Below are 16,480 nucleotides of genomic sequence, written 5' to 3'. Positions count from 1 at the left end.
ATGGTGACCTCCTTAATATATAAGTAACAACACTCTACTTCGCTTCACCTTAAAATTTTTGACATCCAGTGATGAATAGAAGCAAGAGTCCTTACATTCATCTTGTATCAATTTCTAAGAGTAAACCCACGAAGTTAGATAAAACTTTTTCTATATAAAAATGCAGCACAACTATAAATAGATAAGCAAATAGAATTTTAGCATTTTTTTGGAAGTTTTTCCACAGGCAAATTGTGAATTGTGGAAAAAAAATTCACAGAAGGGTATAAACTTATCCACATAGAGAAATAAAACGGTGGAATTCTCATTGTTTTTTTATTTATCCACAACAGTTTCTGTAAAACAAAATCAAGTAATTCAAGCTTTTTTTAAAGTTATACACAGTCGGAAAATAATTTGTGTATAACTTTTTAACAGCCTGTTTTTTTGTGCAAAACTGCAGAAGAAACTTAAAAAGAAATAGATGTCTCAAAAAAACTATCCACAAGTTATCCCTAAACTTTCCTCTTTTGTGGATAACTTATTTCAATAAGAAGAAAAATTTATTCCAGAAAATTTATTGACAAACCTACCTATTACTAGTTATACTATCAAAGTATGTCTATGTATTGATGGATAGTTACAATTTCAGGAGGTGGAACAAGAGATGAAAAGAACGTATCAACCAAACAAGCGCAAACGTCAAAAAGTTCACGGTTTCCGTAAACGCATGAGCACAAAAAATGGTCGCAACGTATTAGCGAGCAGACGTCGTAAAGGCAGAAAAGTTATTTCAGCATAATCTATGTTGACTTTAAATAACGAATCAAGTTTAAACTAAGAACCCTTTATTATCTTCACAATGTATGTGTGGAAATAATAAAGGGTTCTTTTGTTGTGAATCACTACGATTGGCTTCGCCAGAGTAGGTGATGAACAATACTTGGCGACCTTAGGGAGAGAAGTTATATTACTAGTGAATCACCAAACGCTTAACACCAAAAAAAAGTAGTATAGTAATGAACGAAAAGTAAGAGTATTAATCGAACGAAGATAATAGTTATGTTCTAAATCAAGAAGAACAGAGTGGTCCGTTGATGAACAATACTTGGCGATCAAAGGAAGAGAACTCACTTATTAATAAGTTACCAAACGCTTAATACTAAAAAAAGTAATCCAATATAGTAATAATCATACGAAAATAACAGTCTTATTCTCAATCACGCCATCTTGGTTCGATTTCTCCGATTTTTACAAGCTAAACGCTAAAAATTGAACCCATACTTATCTCAATGTAAACTAACCTCAAAAAATCTCTCAATGCCATAAAATAAAGTGTAAAAAAACAAAAAAAATGATAAGATATAAAATTAGAGTCATTAAGACCAAAATCTCTAGAGATTTTCCCTAAATTTTGAAAAAAAATGACTAAAATATGCTATCATTGTAGAGTGAGTAAAAAAGAAAGATAGAAAGAAACAAAGGGATGCAGATGAAAAAATCCTATAGAGTAAAAAAAGAAAAAGAATTTCAAGCAGTGTTTCAACATAAACAGTCCTGTGCGAACCGAAGATTTGTTGTCTATGTATTAGAAAAACCAGAGCAAAAGCATTTTCGGGTAGGAATTTCCGTAGGTAAAAAAATCGGGAATGCCGTTATGAGGAACGCTGTAAAACGTAAAATTCGTACGTCGATCTACCAACTAAAAGAATCAATCGATCCAACTTGTGATTTTATTATCATCGCAAGACCTGGTGTCGACAAGTTGACTTCTGAAGAAATTCATAGCAACGTAACGCATGTTTTAAAACTTGCCAAAATTTTGAAAATAAGAGAGGAATAGTTTTGTGAAGAAGTATAAACGCCTATTATTGATGGCAGGTTTGATTACACTTGTTTTTGTGTTGTCAGCCTGTGGAACAGCCCCAATTAATGAAAGCAGTACAGGAATTTGGGACCGCTATATTGTCTATTATTTCGCTGAAGCAATTAAATTTTTGTCCATTTCAGCAAATACGGGTATCGGGATCATTCTATTTACATTAGTGATTCGAATTATTTTGTTACCATTGATGCATTTCCAAACGAAAAGTATGCGCAAAACGCAAGAATTACAGCCAAAATTAAAAGCGCTACAAAAACAATATTCTTCAAAAGATCCAGAAACGCAACGTTTATTCCGTGAAGAACAGCAAAAACTATATGCTGAAAACAATGTAAACCCATATGCTGGTTGTTTACCATTATTGATTCAAATGCCAATCATGATGGCGCTATATCAATCAATTTCTCGTGTGCCAGAATTGAAACAAGGAAGTTTTATGTGGTTGAATCTTGGGAAACCAGACCCGTATTTGATTTTACCGATTCTTGCGGCAGTCTTTACATTTGCCAGCACATATTTAACTAGTATGAGTCAAATTGAATCAAATGCGTCATTAAAAATCATGAACTTCGTAATGCCAGTGATGATTTTTGTAATGGGTATGAGTTTAGCTAGTGGACTATCTCTTTACTGGGTAGTTTCAAATGCGTTCCAAGTAGGACAAACATTATTAATCAATAACCCATTTAAAATCCGTAAAGAGCGTGCAGAAGCAGAACGACAAGTGAAAGAACGCGAACGAGCATTGAAGAAAGCAATGAATCCTAAGAAAAAAAATAAGAAAAAATAAAAGGAGGTTTTCCAGATGCCGGTTTATGAGGGAAACACAATTGAAGAAGCAATAACTAAAGGGTTGGACGCACTGAATTTATCAAAAGAAGAAGTAGAGATCAAGGTAATAACAGATGCTAAAAAAGGTTTCTTGGGTTTCGGTAAAAAACGTGCTCAAGTCTCAATCGAGCCTACTGTCAGTGAACAAATCACAGAAGCTGTTGTAGAGACAGTCGAAGATGTCATTGTGGCAGACGAGGAAGTTAAAGTAGAGACAGCTGTTGACGAATTATTGGCCGCTAAAATGCCAGATACCTCTGGACCTAAAGTCTTGGAAAACCTAGAAGATGAAGAAGCGATCACTGAACTAGCGCTGTATTTAACAACTATTTCAAAAGAGTTGAATGCACCTGCTTTAGTTCGTTTAGAGCGTAAAGATGGTTTGTTGGTTTTTCATTTAGAGACAGATAAACAAGGGATTTTGATCGGAAAACACGGAAAAGTTTTAAATGCGCTTCAGTATTTAGCACAAGTTTTCGTCCATCGTGTTGCGGAAAATAAATTGTCTGTGGTAGTAAATGTTGGTGATTACCGTGAAAAACGTCAAGCGATTTTGCAACGCTTAGCAGAAAGAACGGCAGAAAAAGTTAAGCAAACTGGTCGTCCGGTTTTTCTAGAACCAATGCCAGCGTTTGAAAGAAAACAAATCCACTTTACTTTGAGCAAAGATGATCACATCAAAACGCATTCAGAAGGAGACGAACCTTATCGCTATCTGGTTGTTGAACCCGTGAAAAAATAGTATTAAACAATAAGTGCCTCTTTAAAATAAATTTTTTAAAGAGGCATTTATTGTTTAAATCAGATAATTATATAAAAAAAATACATTGACAAATACTACTAAACAAAGTATATTTTAAACGAAATCATTCTTATCAACGTACAAAATACGATGATAAAGTAGTTGGAGCATTCGTGCTTCTTCCAGCCTGATCCTTTTAGGATCAGGTTTTTTCTTTCTAATATTTAACCAATGGTTGTTTGTGTAAATTGAACGACTGTTCCATAAGCAAAAATTTCTACAACCCATTTTCCTTGATACTCTACATATTTCTCTTCAAAATGACAATTGATGACAGCATCAGCTTCGTATTCAAATGCAATCACTTTCAACTGACGATAAACCCCACTGAATACATCATTTGGATTGACATCTGGTGAAAATAAGTCTGTCTCGATTCGATCAGTTGCAAAAACAATATCTCGAACGATATATTTTTTGTTGACATTTCCCGTAGATAATGTGATTCCACTTAAACGATTTTCTAGTTCTTGTTCATTAAATTCATCTTTTTTATCTCGTTTCATCTTAGGAACCTCCTTAATTTATTAGGTTTATTTTAAAGATAAAACGGTAGAAATGCAAAATTTATGAATGATTTCAGTGAATAAACAATGTTGCGAAAAAAACAAAAATATGATATTCTATGTCAAGAAATTAATTGGAATTGATGCAGTGAAAGTGCTAGATCCAACCTGAAAAAATAGGGGTGGAGTGGGCGCTTTTTTTGTAGCCAAAAATAGATGTATACATAAGTAACAAAAGATACGAGTGGTTTAACGTAGTCATTATTACGAAAAAAACGGCTCAATCCATTAACGAAAGGAAGTCAGTCAACCATGCAACAAATTACGCTAGAATTTGATACGATCGCCGCAATTTCAACGCCACCTGGCGAAGGAGCAATCAGCATTGTCCGTTTAAGTGGTGATGAAGCGATTAAAATTGCAAATAAAGTATATCGTTCCGGCAAGAAGCAACTACTAGATGTTCCTACTCACACGATCCATTATGGTCATATCCATGATCCTAAAGACGACAGTTTGTTAGACGAAGTGATGGTTTCAGTCATGCGAGCACCAAAAACGTTTACGAGAGAAGATGTTGTTGAAATCAACTGTCATGGCGGTATCGTGGTCGTTAACCAGTTATTGCAACTATTGTTAAGAGAAGGTGCACGTTTGGCTGAACCTGGTGAATTTACGAAAAGAGCTTTTTTAAATGGTCGAATGGATTTGTCTCAAGCAGAAGCTGTGATGGATTTGATTCGGGCAAAAACGGATCGAGCGATGCACGTGGCGTTGGATCAACTAGATGGAAATTTATCCACTTTGATTCGTTCATTAAGACAAGAGATTTTAGAAACATTAGCCCAAGTTGAAGTTAATATTGATTACCCAGAATACGATGATGTAGAAGAATTAACGACAAAATTACTACTTGAAAAAGCTGGATTTATCAAAGCTCAGATCGAAGGTTTATTGACGACAGCGAAACAAGGAAAAATTTTGCGAGAAGGGCTAAGTACAGCCATTATCGGCCGTCCAAATGTAGGAAAATCGAGTTTACTAAATCATTTATTACGTGAAGAAAAAGCAATTGTAACAGATATAGCGGGAACGACACGAGATGTCATCGAAGAATATGTCAATGTGCGCGGAGTTCCATTGAAATTGATTGATACAGCAGGAATCCGAGAAACAGAAGACATTGTGGAACGAATCGGTGTAGAGCGTAGCCGTAAAGCATTGGCTGAATCAGATTTGATTTTGCTAGTTCTAAATCAACATGAGCCTCTAACAGAAGAAGATCGTCAATTACTAGCCGCAACAGAAGGCTTGAAACGTGTGATCTTATTAAACAAAATGGATTTAACGCCTCAATTAGATCGAGAAGAATTAAACCAACATGTTCATGACGAAGAAATTTTACCAGTATCTGTTTTATCCAATACTGGAATGGAACAATTAGAAATAAAAATCGCTGATCTTTTCTTCGGTGGACAAACAGGAGAAAAAGATGCAACCTACGTATCCAATACCCGTCACATTGCTTTACTGGATCAGGCAGCAATAGCGCTAGATGAAGTGATTAGAGGAATTGAAGCTGGAATGCCGGTTGACCTCGTTCAAATGGATATGACTCGCTGCTGGGACTTTTTAGGTGAAATTGTCGGCGATAGTGTTCAGGACGAGCTGATTACCCAATTATTCAGTCAATTTTGTTTAGGAAAATAGAAAGGAAGAGTCGATGAATCAATTTAAAGCAGAATCTTATGACGTAATCGTAGTCGGAGCAGGTCACGCAGGATCAGAAGCAGCCCTAGCATCCGCTCGTATGGGCAGCAAAACGTTGCTTTTAACAATCAATTTAGATATGGTAGCCTTTATGCCATGTAACCCCTCTGTGGGAGGTCCAGCCAAAGGAGTCGTGGTTCGAGAAATCGATGCGTTGGGCGGTGAAATGGGTCATAATATAGATAAAACATACATCCAAATGCGGATGCTAAACACAGGAAAAGGTCCGGCCGTTCGCGCCTTGCGCGCCCAAGCGGACAAACACGCTTACGCAACAGAAATGAAGCACACTATCGAGCGTACGGACAACTTATCATTACGACAAGGAATCGTGGAACGCTTGATCGTAGAAGGGGGTATTTGTAAAGGGGTTATCACAACAACAGGTGCACAATACCAGAGTAAAGCGGTAATCATTACAGCTGGAACAGCCCTGCGTGGAGAAATCATCATTGGTGAATTAAAATATTCCTCCGGCCCCAATAATTCATTGCCATCCATTGGTTTAGCCGATCACTTGAAGGAATTAGGCCTTGAAATGGATCGTTTCAAAACGGGGACACCACCTCGCGTGAAATCCAGTACGATCGACTATTCTGTTACAGAAGAACAACCTGGTGACGAACAACCAAATCACTTTAGTTTCAGTACGCCGGATGATGCGTATAATTTGGACCAACGTTCTTGCTGGTTGACTTACACGAATGAAGGAACTCATGAAATTATTCAAGATAATTTACACCGAGCACCGATGTTTACAGGAATTGTTGAAGGAGTAGGGGCACGCTATTGTCCATCGATCGAAGACAAAATCGTTCGTTTTTCTGACAAACCTCGCCATCAACTATTTTTGGAGCCAGAAGGATTGAACACTGAAGAGGTTTACGTTCAGGGGCTTTCTACTTCATTACCAGAAGATGTTCAAACTGATATCTTACATTCAATTGCAGGATTAGAAAAAGCTGAAATGATGCGTACAGGATATGCGATCGAGTACGATGTTGTTGTACCACATCAATTACGCCCAACCCTTGAAACGAAAGTAATCGATGGTCTATTTACAGCTGGGCAAACCAATGGTACCAGTGGCTATGAAGAAGCAGCGGGGCAAGGACTGATTGCAGGAATCAACGCGGCACTTAAAGTGCAAGGTAAAGATCCGTTTGTAATGAAACGTAGCGACGGTTATATTGGTGTGATGATCGATGACTTAGTAACAAAAGGAACAAATGAACCGTATCGTTTATTAACATCTAGAGCGGAATATCGCTTGATTTTACGTCATGATAATGCGGATTTACGCTTGACAGAACAAGGGCATGAAATTGGTTTAGTTAAAGAAGACCAATATACTGCCTATCTTGAAAAGAAAAAGGCTGTCGAAGCCGAAATCGCTCGGTTAAACGCAGTCAGAGTGAAGCCTACAGCGGATGTACAAGCATTTTTAGAAGCGAAAGGCTCCGTTCCGTTGAAAGATGGGGTTTTAGCAGGAGACTTCTTAAAACGCCCAGAAATGACCTATCGTGAAGTGATACAATTTATCCCAGCAACAGATGCGAAATTAGATGATAAAGTCATCGAACAAGTAGAAATTCAACTTAAATATGAAGGCTATATCAAAAAAGCCTTGGAAAAAGTCGACAAACTAAAACGCATGGAAGCCAAACGAATCCCAGAAAATATCGATTACGAAGCAATCAATGGATTAGCGACAGAAGCAAAACAAAAATTACAAAAAATCCAACCAGAAACAATTGCTCAAGCCAGTCGAATCAGCGGTGTGAATCCTGCTGATGTTTCGATTTTGATGGTTTATATCGAACAAGGCAAGATAGCAAAGGTGAAGACAGAAAAGGCTTGATACTAAGCCTTTTTTTGTTTCATGTGAAACATTTAGAACTCATTGAATGCTATATTGAATGCCATTTGTTTAAAAAGCCATATATTTTGAGAAATTAGCAACAGTCTCAGTTTGTTTAGTAGGTGTGACTTTAACATAAATATCAGTTGTTGTTTTTGTAGATTTATGACCTAAAATTTGTGCCACATCTTTTATACTTGCTCCACTCTCAAATAGTAAAGATGCATTTGTTTTTCTAAAATCATGTACTTTTATTATTTTCATATCTGGAAAGTGTTTCTGTACTTTTGCCATTACATGATTGGGGTAAGATTTTCCAAGATATTGTTTTTCTCTATAAAGTACCGATTGGCTAAAGACTACATTGTCTTCAAAATTATCATTTCTAATGCCCAGAGAGAGTTTACGTTGGAGGATGTTGTTTTTCCATTCTTTTAAGATAGATGCTGTACGATCGTCTATTCTAATTGTTCGATTAGATGAATCAGTCTTTGTAGACTGCACAAGTAGTTTGCCGCTCTGTAACTCCACAAGCGTTTTATCAATAGAGATTACTTGATTTTTGAAATCAATGTCTTTCCATTGTAAAGCCATAGCTTCACCTTTTCTTAAGCCTAAGAATGCTAATACTCTAAAGAAAGTAAAAGCTCGTTTGTCTTCTAACCTTTCTAGGCAGTCAAAAAATTCTTTTAATTCGTCTTTTGTGTAAAAGCTCTCGGCTTCATCTTTGTGGATCTTCAATCTTGATTTAGGTGTAACAGTTCTTATCATAGGATTATCCTTAACAACACCAATAAGTATGCCATATTTGAATACCATGTTTACATAGGTTCGTAATTGCTTGTAAGTAGCAAGTTGCGAAGCCCATTTGTTTAATACTTTTTGGCAATATAATGGTTCAATAGAATTTATTGAAAGTTCACCAAATTTAGGAAGTATGTGTTTATCAAAATGTATTCTAATTCGTTGTTGGGTGGTAGCTTTAATGTCTAATGAATGTTGATGAAACCAAATTTCGTAAAGCTGCTTAAATGTTTTAATCTTAGTAGAAGAATCATTATACTTTTTTGTTTCAAATTCATTGAGAATCTTATTGAGAACTTTTTTAGCCTCTTTTTTCGTTTTGAAGTCTCTTCTAGTAGTCTTTACGGACTTTCTAGTCGTTGGATCAATACCTAAATATGCTTGAAACATCCAACGTACAGAGCCATCCTTTTTTTTATATTGTTTAATAGTTGCCATATCTCTGTATCCCTTCTCTAGTTTAGTTTGACGTAGATGGTAATGATTCACTAGAGAGAAAACTATAACTATAGTAACTATGTTTTAAACATTAATCAATCATTGTTATAGCTTCACATCTCTAAAACTACCTTGTTTATGAATTGTTTTTTTTATTCTATATTGTTAAGCATAAAACGTTCTAATTCTTTTTTCTGATAATAGACACTGCCATCTTCTATCGGTTTGCATCTTTTTAAACCGTGTTGTTCATACTTATGCAATGTATTGATACTTATTCCATCATAATAATTTTCGACATTTTTTTGTTTAATAAATTCTGGTAAATTATTAGCTTGCATTTCGGCTCTTCGTAGCATGTCCATATGCACTTGTTTAATGTAATTAAACAGTTTTTGTTCAAATTCTGAACTAAACATAATTTTGTTCCTCCTTTTGTATGTTATAGTAATAATTTTTTTAAATTTGTTCGAACCAAATTTGTAAAAATATGATAACATGGAGAAAACGGTTGCAATACAAAAAATCATAAAAGAAAGCATTCTTTTTGCATTTAGGTAGTTTAAACCTTGTAACAAAGGTGTTTTAGCTTAAAAATTTTTTTATTTTGACGGTATATGTTTGTGAAATGAATATTTAAAAGTAATTTATACCATTCATTTTGAGTTTTTTTGTTTTGTTACCCAGATTTGTAATTAGAAGTTATATTTTATTTGTATATACTTTCCTTTCTGTTGTTATGAGATCAGATTAATCACATTGTCTACCGAGTTCTTAGTGGGAACCATTCTAAAACTATTAGAAATTGTTTACTGGTCTGTTCTCATTTTCAAAGTGTTTTTTCAACACAGGCAACACTTCTTACCATGATTGCAGTTGTTCCCATACATCATAAAGCGCATAAATATCTTGGTGACTAATTTCTTTAAGGGGTTGCTTATTTTCTATTTGAATTATTTTTTCACTCCTTCAATTTTTTAATACACGAAAAAACGGTATCAGTGGTTATTTCCTCACTAATACCGTTTCAATAACTTTTACATTTTCTAGTTGAAATGATTGTACACTCAAGAAACGGTCAAAAAGACTAGAAAAGTTCTTTGAATTTTTGTACAATAAATACAGCTAGCTTTCTGTTAGCTATTGGCAACTTGATTAGTGAGCTTGGACTTACTATTCAAGGCTCTATTTTCTCGATTCCCGTCGAGTAGTAGAGTGCCTTTTTTATTTATTAATCCTTTAAATATGATTTAACTATACTTTTTGATGCTGGAATTAAATCATCTTCAATATCAACATGCTTACCATTAATACCAGTGTATAAGCATTCATCACAAAATTTAATAATTTGACTTGTTTTACTAGCTGTTATGGTTAAACGCAAGTTACTATCATGACAACTGGGGCATTCCTCATCTGTCATATATGCACTTAAATCCCAAATAAGCGAAGCAACTTGATTAGATAGTTCTTCTTCATTTAAACCTTTGTTAATTTGATTCATATAGAATGGTATTGCAATCTCAAAATTGTCATCCGAGTGTCCTAAAATTAAATTTTTTGAATCCAATTTTTTAATTCCATCTAAATATTCTAAAGAAGTATATTTTAAAAAGATTGAATCATATTTATTAACATAGCTTATCAATTCATCAAAAAAAGTATCTAGATTATTAATAGAAAAATTGTTATAAATTCTTAAAATTTCTTCTTCCATATATCCTCCTATGGTTTTGGTATAGGATAAGTTGTAATTATATTACCTGCTTTATCCGTTATAATTTTTATCCATGTAGTAGGTTCTCCACCTAAGCTAGGTTTAACTGTTCCAACATTTCTTCCTACATCTACTATCCTTTCAAATCCCCCAGACTCTATTTGTTTCACAGGTGTATTTATAACAGGTTTTGACTGTAGAATATTCTTCAAATCTGTTTCAGGAATAGTAAACTGTCCAGCATTTTTTGATGGGTTAAAATGCCTATCTCTAACATGTTTCATTCCAGCATTTTTTGATGGACTAAATCTCGTTGGATTTTCTGCTACATTAATTCTTGACTGAACAACTCCCACATTCGGTTTCGGAACATCAGACCCACTGGCTTTCTTATTAGTATTTCTAGGTTTAACATTTTGCGTTTTCCCTACATTAACTACGCCTTTGACCATCACACCGATTGTAATCATGCTATTCGCTAACAAGGAAGCTTTTCCAAGCATTTCCGATTGAGTTAATTTCTTCCCTGTCACACTATCAATCCCCGTAGCTAATTCTTTTATCAAGGTCGCATTTTGTTCATAAAATAATTCATCTACACCTTTTTGACGATCGCCTTGAATGAAACTTAAGCCATATTTATCAATCATTCGGCTAAGCCATTTATTATAGGCAAGAGTTACATCAATATCTGCGGCTGTAGCGGAAGTCTTTCCTTTTTTCACCCACATCCACATTTTACCATACCCTAAATCAATTAATCTGTATTCTCGATCGCCTACATCTGGTTGTCTATCCTCATCGAGATCCTTTTCTTTCAATTGATTAAACCAGCTACTATCTACACCTGTAGGTAATTGATACGTCCCGTCACGATTAACAACTGTATTATTTAGTATCATGACACCTTGCATGGCAATCTTCATATCATTTAAGCTAGTGGCAAAAAGACTATTCGTTTGCGAAGAGAACTGATGTAGTTTTTCTAACTTTTTCTGTAATTCTCGGATATCCTCTTCAAACGTATTCGACATCCGATTCAAATTGTTTTGAACATCTAACAAGGCATCCAAGATTTTCGCAACAGGATTATTTCTCGACAACGCTCTAGCAACTGCTGCAGAAGCGTCAACAGACGCTTTCATTGCTTTTTTTGTCGCAATTTGTTGATTCAGCTTATCTTCGTCTAGCGTTCCTTCACTTGATATGTTCTGATCAGCGTTAGTATATGTTTGTAGCTCTTGCTCAATACGATCCATCGCTGATGTTACTTTACTAATAGTCGGTAAAACTAAGTCACTAAAGAGACCTTTTCCTGCGGTATAAGCAGCACCAGAGAGCGTTTTGCCATCTACTGCAGCAATCACTTTTTGACTACCTGCTTTTAGTTGTTGAGAAGCCTCTTTCCCACTTTGGAGATTCTTTTTTAATGCACTGATTAATTGTGCTGAGTCCGAGCTAGAATAAATTAATCCCAAGGAATTTCACCTCTTTTTCTATAGAGCTCTTCGGTTTCATCATCGAGAACTTTTCTTTGTTTCGTATAACTTTCAGAGAGTTCTTCCAAAGCTTCGCTTAATTGACGTTTAAAAAAGTGTTCTTGTTCTTCGGTTTTTCTTTGTAATCGAAGGTTTTCTGGGTTTTCACGAAACTCTTCATCATTTAGCATGCTAAGTGTGCGATACCCTCTCTGTAAATCATCTTGCAACTGTTGTAAACTATCTTCTATTTTTCGTTGGTCATTTTTTAAGTCATCAACGCTGTTTTCCTTCTCGATGATTAAACGATTATATGTTGCTCGTTCTTGTTCATTCTTATCCATGGTACAACCCCTTAAAACTTGATCTTACTATCTTCAATTGCCATGATTTCAGCTATCTTCGGAAATTTCTGACTCTGTTCTTTCACGCAATCAACTAGCTGCGATAAATCCGATAGTAATTGATTCGTCACTTCTGTTCCTTTTTTCATACTACTGATGTTGCTTTTACCTAGAGAAACGTGAGTTCCTTTATTCACGGATACAGCGTTAATTCCTGTGGTTGCTCTAGTAGCAGCTCCAACATCTGAAGCAATATTCACCATTCGTTCCCTCCTTAATCTTGAGCGTAGTTCAAGTTAATTTTACCATATAATCAAGATATCTGACATTCGTTAGAAAATTTTTTTACTTATTTCATTCATTTTTCTTAAGATAGTTGATAATTTTACTCTGTTTGTAGATTATATTAGAATTATCAGTTTAATTGTTCATACTACAGTTTTTTATTAATCTCCTAAACTCACATTTGCTTGTATTAAATAGCTTCTAAAATTATTTTGATTGCTTTATATTAATCAACACATTAATTTGTTGTACTACCAAAAATAAAACACCTAAAAGATATCCTTTAATAGGAACATCCTTTAGGTGTTCTTTTACTCAGCCGATGATGCAGTGCTACAAGCACTCATCTTTTAGAATTTTTAACTCTCTAATCAACCTCAGTAATTCTTTATACTCTTTGGCATTTAATTGCTTCTTTTGAAATGGTTTGCTTTTCTCTACGAGAGTCAGAAACTTATCTATTAGCTTCTGAAGGTTTTCTAATTCTTCAATCACAGGCCTCTTGTATTTTTCTCTCTCAAGTGAAGGGATATACTTTTTAGCTTCTCCATTCTCTTGTTGTACTACCTCTAAACTTTTACTCACCTGAATATAATTCTTCTTCGTGTTTCGACTATTTCGGTATTTGGAAGCAGTCTTTGTGCTAATGGATAGGTCATGTGCAATAGTTTTCAGTGTTACATTACTTTTAGCATACTTTCTTTGTAATAATTTCAGCAAAAAGCCTACTACAGAACGAAGTTTTCTATTCTTTATATACTTGATTGCTTTTCTGGTTTCATATACATCTTCATCTGTTAAGTACCTAAACATGCTTTGCTCTGTAGGTGTTACCTCTAATTTTTCTACTACATTTTTCCGTTTTGGAAAGGACAATGGTGCTTTATAATTTTTTATATACGCTACTTCTATATCCGGTAAAGGTTCAGAAAACACTTTTTGGTTTAAATAATCCAATGTTTCGTCAGAGCTCATTAGTTGTTTTAAAATAAACAACATATGATTACGGTGACCAATATCTACTCCTGTTTTTGCTCGATACTTCATTAAGTCTACTAAATCAGTTTTTAAATACTGTGCATAGTTACCTGGTTTATATTGTACCTTCTGTCTACTAATTTTTTTAGTATCTTTTTTAGTAATATGAAATTCACTAGGTTTCCGATCTTTGTATGTACCTAAAGCACGAGCAACATCAAATAAATCAAATCGATTCTCTGGGTTAAATGTAATGAACTCACACTTACTATTTGATTTAGGATTCCAACTACCAGGTAAACGCATTAATCGAGCATGATCTATTACTTTAGGGTCTCCACCTAAATCATCTTTTAGTTTTCTCATTGTTTTCTTCCACAAATTCAAACATTTAGATACCTTATGCTTATATTGTAGTATCCAATAGATATGAACTCCTCCTCCTGAGCGAATAATTGCTGTAGGATGTTGAAGCTCATCAGGCAGTTTATTCAGCCTAGGAAGTACTTGTTCAGTCATACAATTATCTATGTCTACATACAAAGCAGTCAAATGGAGAGAGCTTTTTTGCTCTCTCTTATAGACACTGTAAATGAATGGACTAAAAAATACATCCGAATATCGTTCTTTCCTATCTTTTTCAAGGTATTCACTTTTAAAATAGTTCTCTTCTTTCACCTCAAAATAGCGATGATAAGGAACTCTTTCTATTTTTGTAACAGGTTTTCCCTGTGTCAAAACATCGTCTTCTTCAATTCCAATTACTTCTTCTGTTAAAAACTGAACGATGACTACATAACCGTAAGTTAACCCATTTTTGAATAAGCTTAAAAACTCATTAGTCATGCTATCATCTGATTTATCATTAATCATATGAATACATCCCCTATTAATTTCGTTTTATAGCAAATTCGTGCGCACTTATTTAACTATAGATATATCATATCACGGATTTTAGGCCCTTTTACACTTTTGTAGATTTTTTTAAATTTACAAGTTGGAAGATTAAATAATAAATTTTAAATTGCATTAAGATTAGTTATTTTGTTCTGTATCTACATAACAATAGTACATATAATTACTAATCAATCTGATATAATCAAGTCGTCATCCGAAAAGCATTTTAAAGAAGCATATTTATCTCTCACAATATAGTAAATTTTCTCTCCCCGTTTATGTACACTATAATTCTCTACTTCCAACTGCTCTTTAATATAATAATACTATAATAGACAAGAAGTTCTTATATACTACCTGACTACGCTGCCTATAACATTATTCTATCAACACTTTCTTATATCTATTTACTATTTACTTATTAGTTACAAGATTTCCTGAAAATTATGTTATTCCCCTTCTAAAAGATAGCTTATCCAATGACTCGCTTTAAAGATGATGTAAGCTATCTAAAAAGTATAATTCTCCCTATAATATAAAAAACAGAAAACTGAAAATCCTTTTTACGAATTTTAGTCTTCTGTTCTATGTTTCTTAGGACTTACATCCCAAGTTCATTATAAGTTATGTTCAATAGCTTGTTTTAAATCTTTTGAAGATTTTCCTAACACAATTATATCCTTACCAAATTAGCTACAACTTCTCCAGCTTCTTGAAGTAAAATAGCTGGTTGTAATTTTTGAGTAGGTTCAACATATTCATAATCAACCCCTGCAAATGTCTTTAAAATAGCCATCATAATATGTCTCAGCCCTTCTGGGGGAATAGCCATCCCAATTTGCTTTCGAACACTTTCTTTCCCACCTTGGAAGTGGTAATGATCAGGAAAAGTTTGAAGACGAGCACGCTCACGATTCGTTAACGCTCGATTCTCAGTCCAATGGTACATATGCGTTCCTCCTCCACCAGAACCCGTTACCGTATATGAGGGTGTGTTTCTATTTAATCTTTTATATATATTACTCAATTTAGCACCTTTTACATTTAGACGATATTCTTCTGGAATATCTTCCACCCAAGCATTTCCTCCTTCTGGTATATAAGAAAGCATATTAACCGTTCTCGGATTATGGTTGGTAAATTCATGATTGAATGCATCGTTTGGTATTGGAGGCTCCAATATTGCTTCCAAGGAAGTCCTATATTGTTCAGGATAAGGAGTAGTGGGTGCAGGTACTTTAAACTCAACTCCCGCAATGGCTAAATCATTCCTGATACCAACAATAATAATACGATGGCGTGCCTGAGGGACACCATATTGTTCAAATTTATAAAAATGAGGTGTAAGCGTATAACCTGTTTCTTGTAATTCACGTACTATTTGAATAAATGCTTCACCTTCATTGGCGGATGAAAGACCGCCAACATTTTCTGCAATAAAGACTCTTGGTTGAAATTCTCGAAGCGCTTCTACACCATATTGATATAGTGGGCCGTAACTTCCATCAAGTCCTTTTTGCTCTCCAACCAATGAGTAATCATTACATGGAAAACCAAAAATCAAAGCATCAATATCTCCTAGAATATTGCGATCATGCAAATCGAACCCCCTAACATCTCTACAATAAACAGATGTGGCGTTTGGATCTTGTAATATATTTAATTTGTATGTTTCAACAGTATCGGGGTCATATTCATTGGCCCACTCGTGTGCGAACCCCCATTCTTCACCATTTTCATCTACAAATCGTGAAGTCATAGCTGCATACGCACCACCACCAGGGCCTGCAAACAGTTCTCCTGTATTAAATATCATTGTCGTCCTCCTTATATGCGAACGTAAGTTTTAGCATATGCTTATTAATATACTATACCTTAATCAAAAGAAGTGCAACAAAATTTAAC

At 34.7% G+C, this 16,480-nt stretch carries 15 protein-coding genes; 6 read left to right on the top strand and 9 right to left on the bottom strand.

What is annotated here, in order from left to right; genetic code table 11:
* Positions 1-646: 646 nt before the first annotated feature.
* The 4 genes from rpmH to jag all read left to right on the top strand — a co-directional run bounded on the left by rpmH (position 647) and on the right by jag (position 3,437).
* Positions 647-781 carry a 50S ribosomal protein L34 gene (rpmH, locus tag AC1PU0_RS16405; protein WP_010762140.1) on the top strand — a complete coding sequence of 45 codons (135 nt, stop codon included), beginning with the start codon at positions 647-649 and terminating at the stop codon, positions 779-781.
* Between the two features lie 690 nt (positions 782-1,471).
* Positions 1,472-1,822: a ribonuclease P protein component gene (gene rnpA / locus AC1PU0_RS16400; RefSeq protein WP_479998597.1), complete on the top strand. Its 351-nt coding sequence runs from the start codon at positions 1,472-1,474 to the stop codon at positions 1,820-1,822.
* 4 nt (positions 1,823-1,826) lie between these two features.
* Positions 1,827-2,654: a membrane protein insertase YidC gene (locus AC1PU0_RS16395; RefSeq protein WP_206849727.1), complete on the top strand. Its 828-nt coding sequence runs from the start codon at positions 1,827-1,829 to the stop codon at positions 2,652-2,654.
* Between the two features lie 15 nt (positions 2,655-2,669).
* Positions 2,670-3,437: an RNA-binding cell elongation regulator Jag/EloR gene (jag, locus tag AC1PU0_RS16390; protein WP_206849726.1), complete on the top strand. Its 768-nt coding sequence runs from the start codon at positions 2,670-2,672 to the stop codon at positions 3,435-3,437.
* A gap of 224 nt (positions 3,438-3,661) precedes the next feature.
* On the opposite strand, the gene AC1PU0_RS16385 is transcribed toward jag, so the two are convergent.
* On the bottom strand, positions 3,662-4,003 hold the full coding sequence (locus AC1PU0_RS16385) for a hypothetical protein (protein WP_206849725.1): 342 nt from the start codon (positions 4,001-4,003) through the stop codon (positions 3,662-3,664).
* A gap of 312 nt (positions 4,004-4,315) precedes the next feature.
* On the opposite strand from AC1PU0_RS16385, the gene mnmE reads away from it, so the two are divergent.
* On the top strand, positions 4,316-5,713 hold the full coding sequence (gene mnmE / locus AC1PU0_RS16380) for a tRNA uridine-5-carboxymethylaminomethyl(34) synthesis GTPase MnmE (protein WP_479998596.1): 1,398 nt from the start codon (positions 4,316-4,318) through the stop codon (positions 5,711-5,713).
* A gap of 13 nt (positions 5,714-5,726) precedes the next feature.
* A complete protein-coding gene (mnmG, locus tag AC1PU0_RS16375) occupies positions 5,727-7,634 on the top strand; it encodes a tRNA uridine-5-carboxymethylaminomethyl(34) synthesis enzyme MnmG (RefSeq protein WP_479998595.1) in 1,908 nt (635 codons plus the stop codon).
* 69 nt (positions 7,635-7,703) lie between these two features.
* On the opposite strand, the gene AC1PU0_RS16370 is transcribed toward mnmG, so the two are convergent.
* The 8 genes from AC1PU0_RS16370 to AC1PU0_RS16335 form a co-directional block, all read right to left on the bottom strand.
* Positions 7,704-8,876 carry a site-specific integrase gene (locus AC1PU0_RS16370; RefSeq protein WP_438757789.1) on the bottom strand — a complete coding sequence of 391 codons (1,173 nt, stop codon included), beginning with the start codon at positions 8,874-8,876 and terminating at the stop codon, positions 7,704-7,706.
* A gap of 152 nt (positions 8,877-9,028) precedes the next feature.
* Entirely contained in the window at positions 9,029-9,295 is a 267-nt protein-coding gene (locus tag AC1PU0_RS16365) for a hypothetical protein (RefSeq protein WP_438757791.1), read from the bottom strand.
* Between the two features lie 812 nt (positions 9,296-10,107).
* Positions 10,108-10,593, bottom strand: coding sequence for a hypothetical protein (locus tag AC1PU0_RS16360; RefSeq protein WP_206850713.1), 486 nt, complete (start codon positions 10,591-10,593; stop codon positions 10,108-10,110).
* 8 nt (positions 10,594-10,601) lie between these two features.
* The gene (locus AC1PU0_RS16355; protein ID WP_479998594.1) at positions 10,602-12,071 is read right to left on the bottom strand and encodes a T7SS effector LXG polymorphic toxin; all 1,470 of its coding nucleotides are present in this window, start codon (positions 12,069-12,071) and stop codon (positions 10,602-10,604) included.
* Positions 12,062-12,415 carry a hypothetical protein gene (locus AC1PU0_RS16350; RefSeq protein ID WP_479998593.1) on the bottom strand — a complete coding sequence of 118 codons (354 nt, stop codon included), beginning with the start codon at positions 12,413-12,415 and terminating at the stop codon, positions 12,062-12,064. The genes AC1PU0_RS16355 and AC1PU0_RS16350 overlap by 10 nt, the downstream gene beginning before the upstream one ends.
* Before the next feature lie 11 nt (positions 12,416-12,426).
* The gene (locus AC1PU0_RS16345) at positions 12,427-12,678 is read right to left on the bottom strand and encodes a hypothetical protein (protein WP_111247007.1); all 252 of its coding nucleotides are present in this window, start codon (positions 12,676-12,678) and stop codon (positions 12,427-12,429) included.
* A gap of 355 nt (positions 12,679-13,033) precedes the next feature.
* Positions 13,034-14,551, bottom strand: coding sequence for a DNA-primase RepB domain-containing protein (locus AC1PU0_RS16340; protein ID WP_479998592.1), 1,518 nt, complete (start codon positions 14,549-14,551; stop codon positions 13,034-13,036).
* A 697-nt stretch (positions 14,552-15,248) separates the two neighbouring features.
* A complete protein-coding gene (locus AC1PU0_RS16335; RefSeq protein ID WP_479998591.1) occupies positions 15,249-16,391 on the bottom strand; it encodes a DNA cytosine methyltransferase in 1,143 nt (380 codons plus the stop codon).
* Positions 16,392-16,480: the final 89 nt, after the last annotated feature.

The organism is Enterococcus sp. XAF26B05_ASV22 (assembly GCF_056727285.1).
The sequence above is the reverse complement of the archived record's forward strand: the minus strand, read 5'-3'. Positions and strand labels throughout refer to the sequence as shown.

What these genes read in the sequence shown, in the direction of transcription:
- rpmH (WP_010762140.1), top strand. Translation starts at nt 647, where the DNA reads ATGAAAAGAACGTATCAACCAAACAAGCGCAAACGTCAAAAAGTTCAC.
- rnpA (WP_479998597.1), top strand. Translation starts at nt 1,472, where the DNA reads ATGAAAAAATCCTATAGAGTAAAAAAAGAAAAAGAATTTCAAGCAGTG.
- jag (WP_206849726.1), top strand. Translation starts at nt 2,670, where the DNA reads ATGCCGGTTTATGAGGGAAACACAATTGAAGAAGCAATAACTAAAGGG.
- AC1PU0_RS16385 (WP_206849725.1), bottom strand. Translation starts at nt 4,003, where the DNA reads ATGAAACGAGATAAAAAAGATGAATTTAATGAACAAGAACTAGAAAAT.
- mnmE (WP_479998596.1), top strand. Translation starts at nt 4,316, where the DNA reads ATGCAACAAATTACGCTAGAATTTGATACGATCGCCGCAATTTCAACG.
- mnmG (WP_479998595.1), top strand. Translation starts at nt 5,727, where the DNA reads ATGAATCAATTTAAAGCAGAATCTTATGACGTAATCGTAGTCGGAGCA.
- AC1PU0_RS16370 (WP_438757789.1), bottom strand. Translation starts at nt 8,876, where the DNA reads ATGGCAACTATTAAACAATATAAAAAAAAGGATGGCTCTGTACGTTGG.
- AC1PU0_RS16365 (WP_438757791.1), bottom strand. Translation starts at nt 9,295, where the DNA reads ATGTTTAGTTCAGAATTTGAACAAAAACTGTTTAATTACATTAAACAA.
- AC1PU0_RS16360 (WP_206850713.1), bottom strand. Translation starts at nt 10,593, where the DNA reads ATGGAAGAAGAAATTTTAAGAATTTATAACAATTTTTCTATTAATAAT.
- AC1PU0_RS16350 (WP_479998593.1), bottom strand. Translation starts at nt 12,415, where the DNA reads ATGGATAAGAATGAACAAGAACGAGCAACATATAATCGTTTAATCATC.
- AC1PU0_RS16345 (WP_111247007.1), bottom strand. Translation starts at nt 12,678, where the DNA reads ATGGTGAATATTGCTTCAGATGTTGGAGCTGCTACTAGAGCAACCACA.
- AC1PU0_RS16340 (WP_479998592.1), bottom strand. Translation starts at nt 14,551, where the DNA reads ATGATTAATGATAAATCAGATGATAGCATGACTAATGAGTTTTTAAGC.
- AC1PU0_RS16335 (WP_479998591.1), bottom strand. Translation starts at nt 16,391, where the DNA reads ATGATATTTAATACAGGAGAACTGTTTGCAGGCCCTGGTGGTGGTGCG.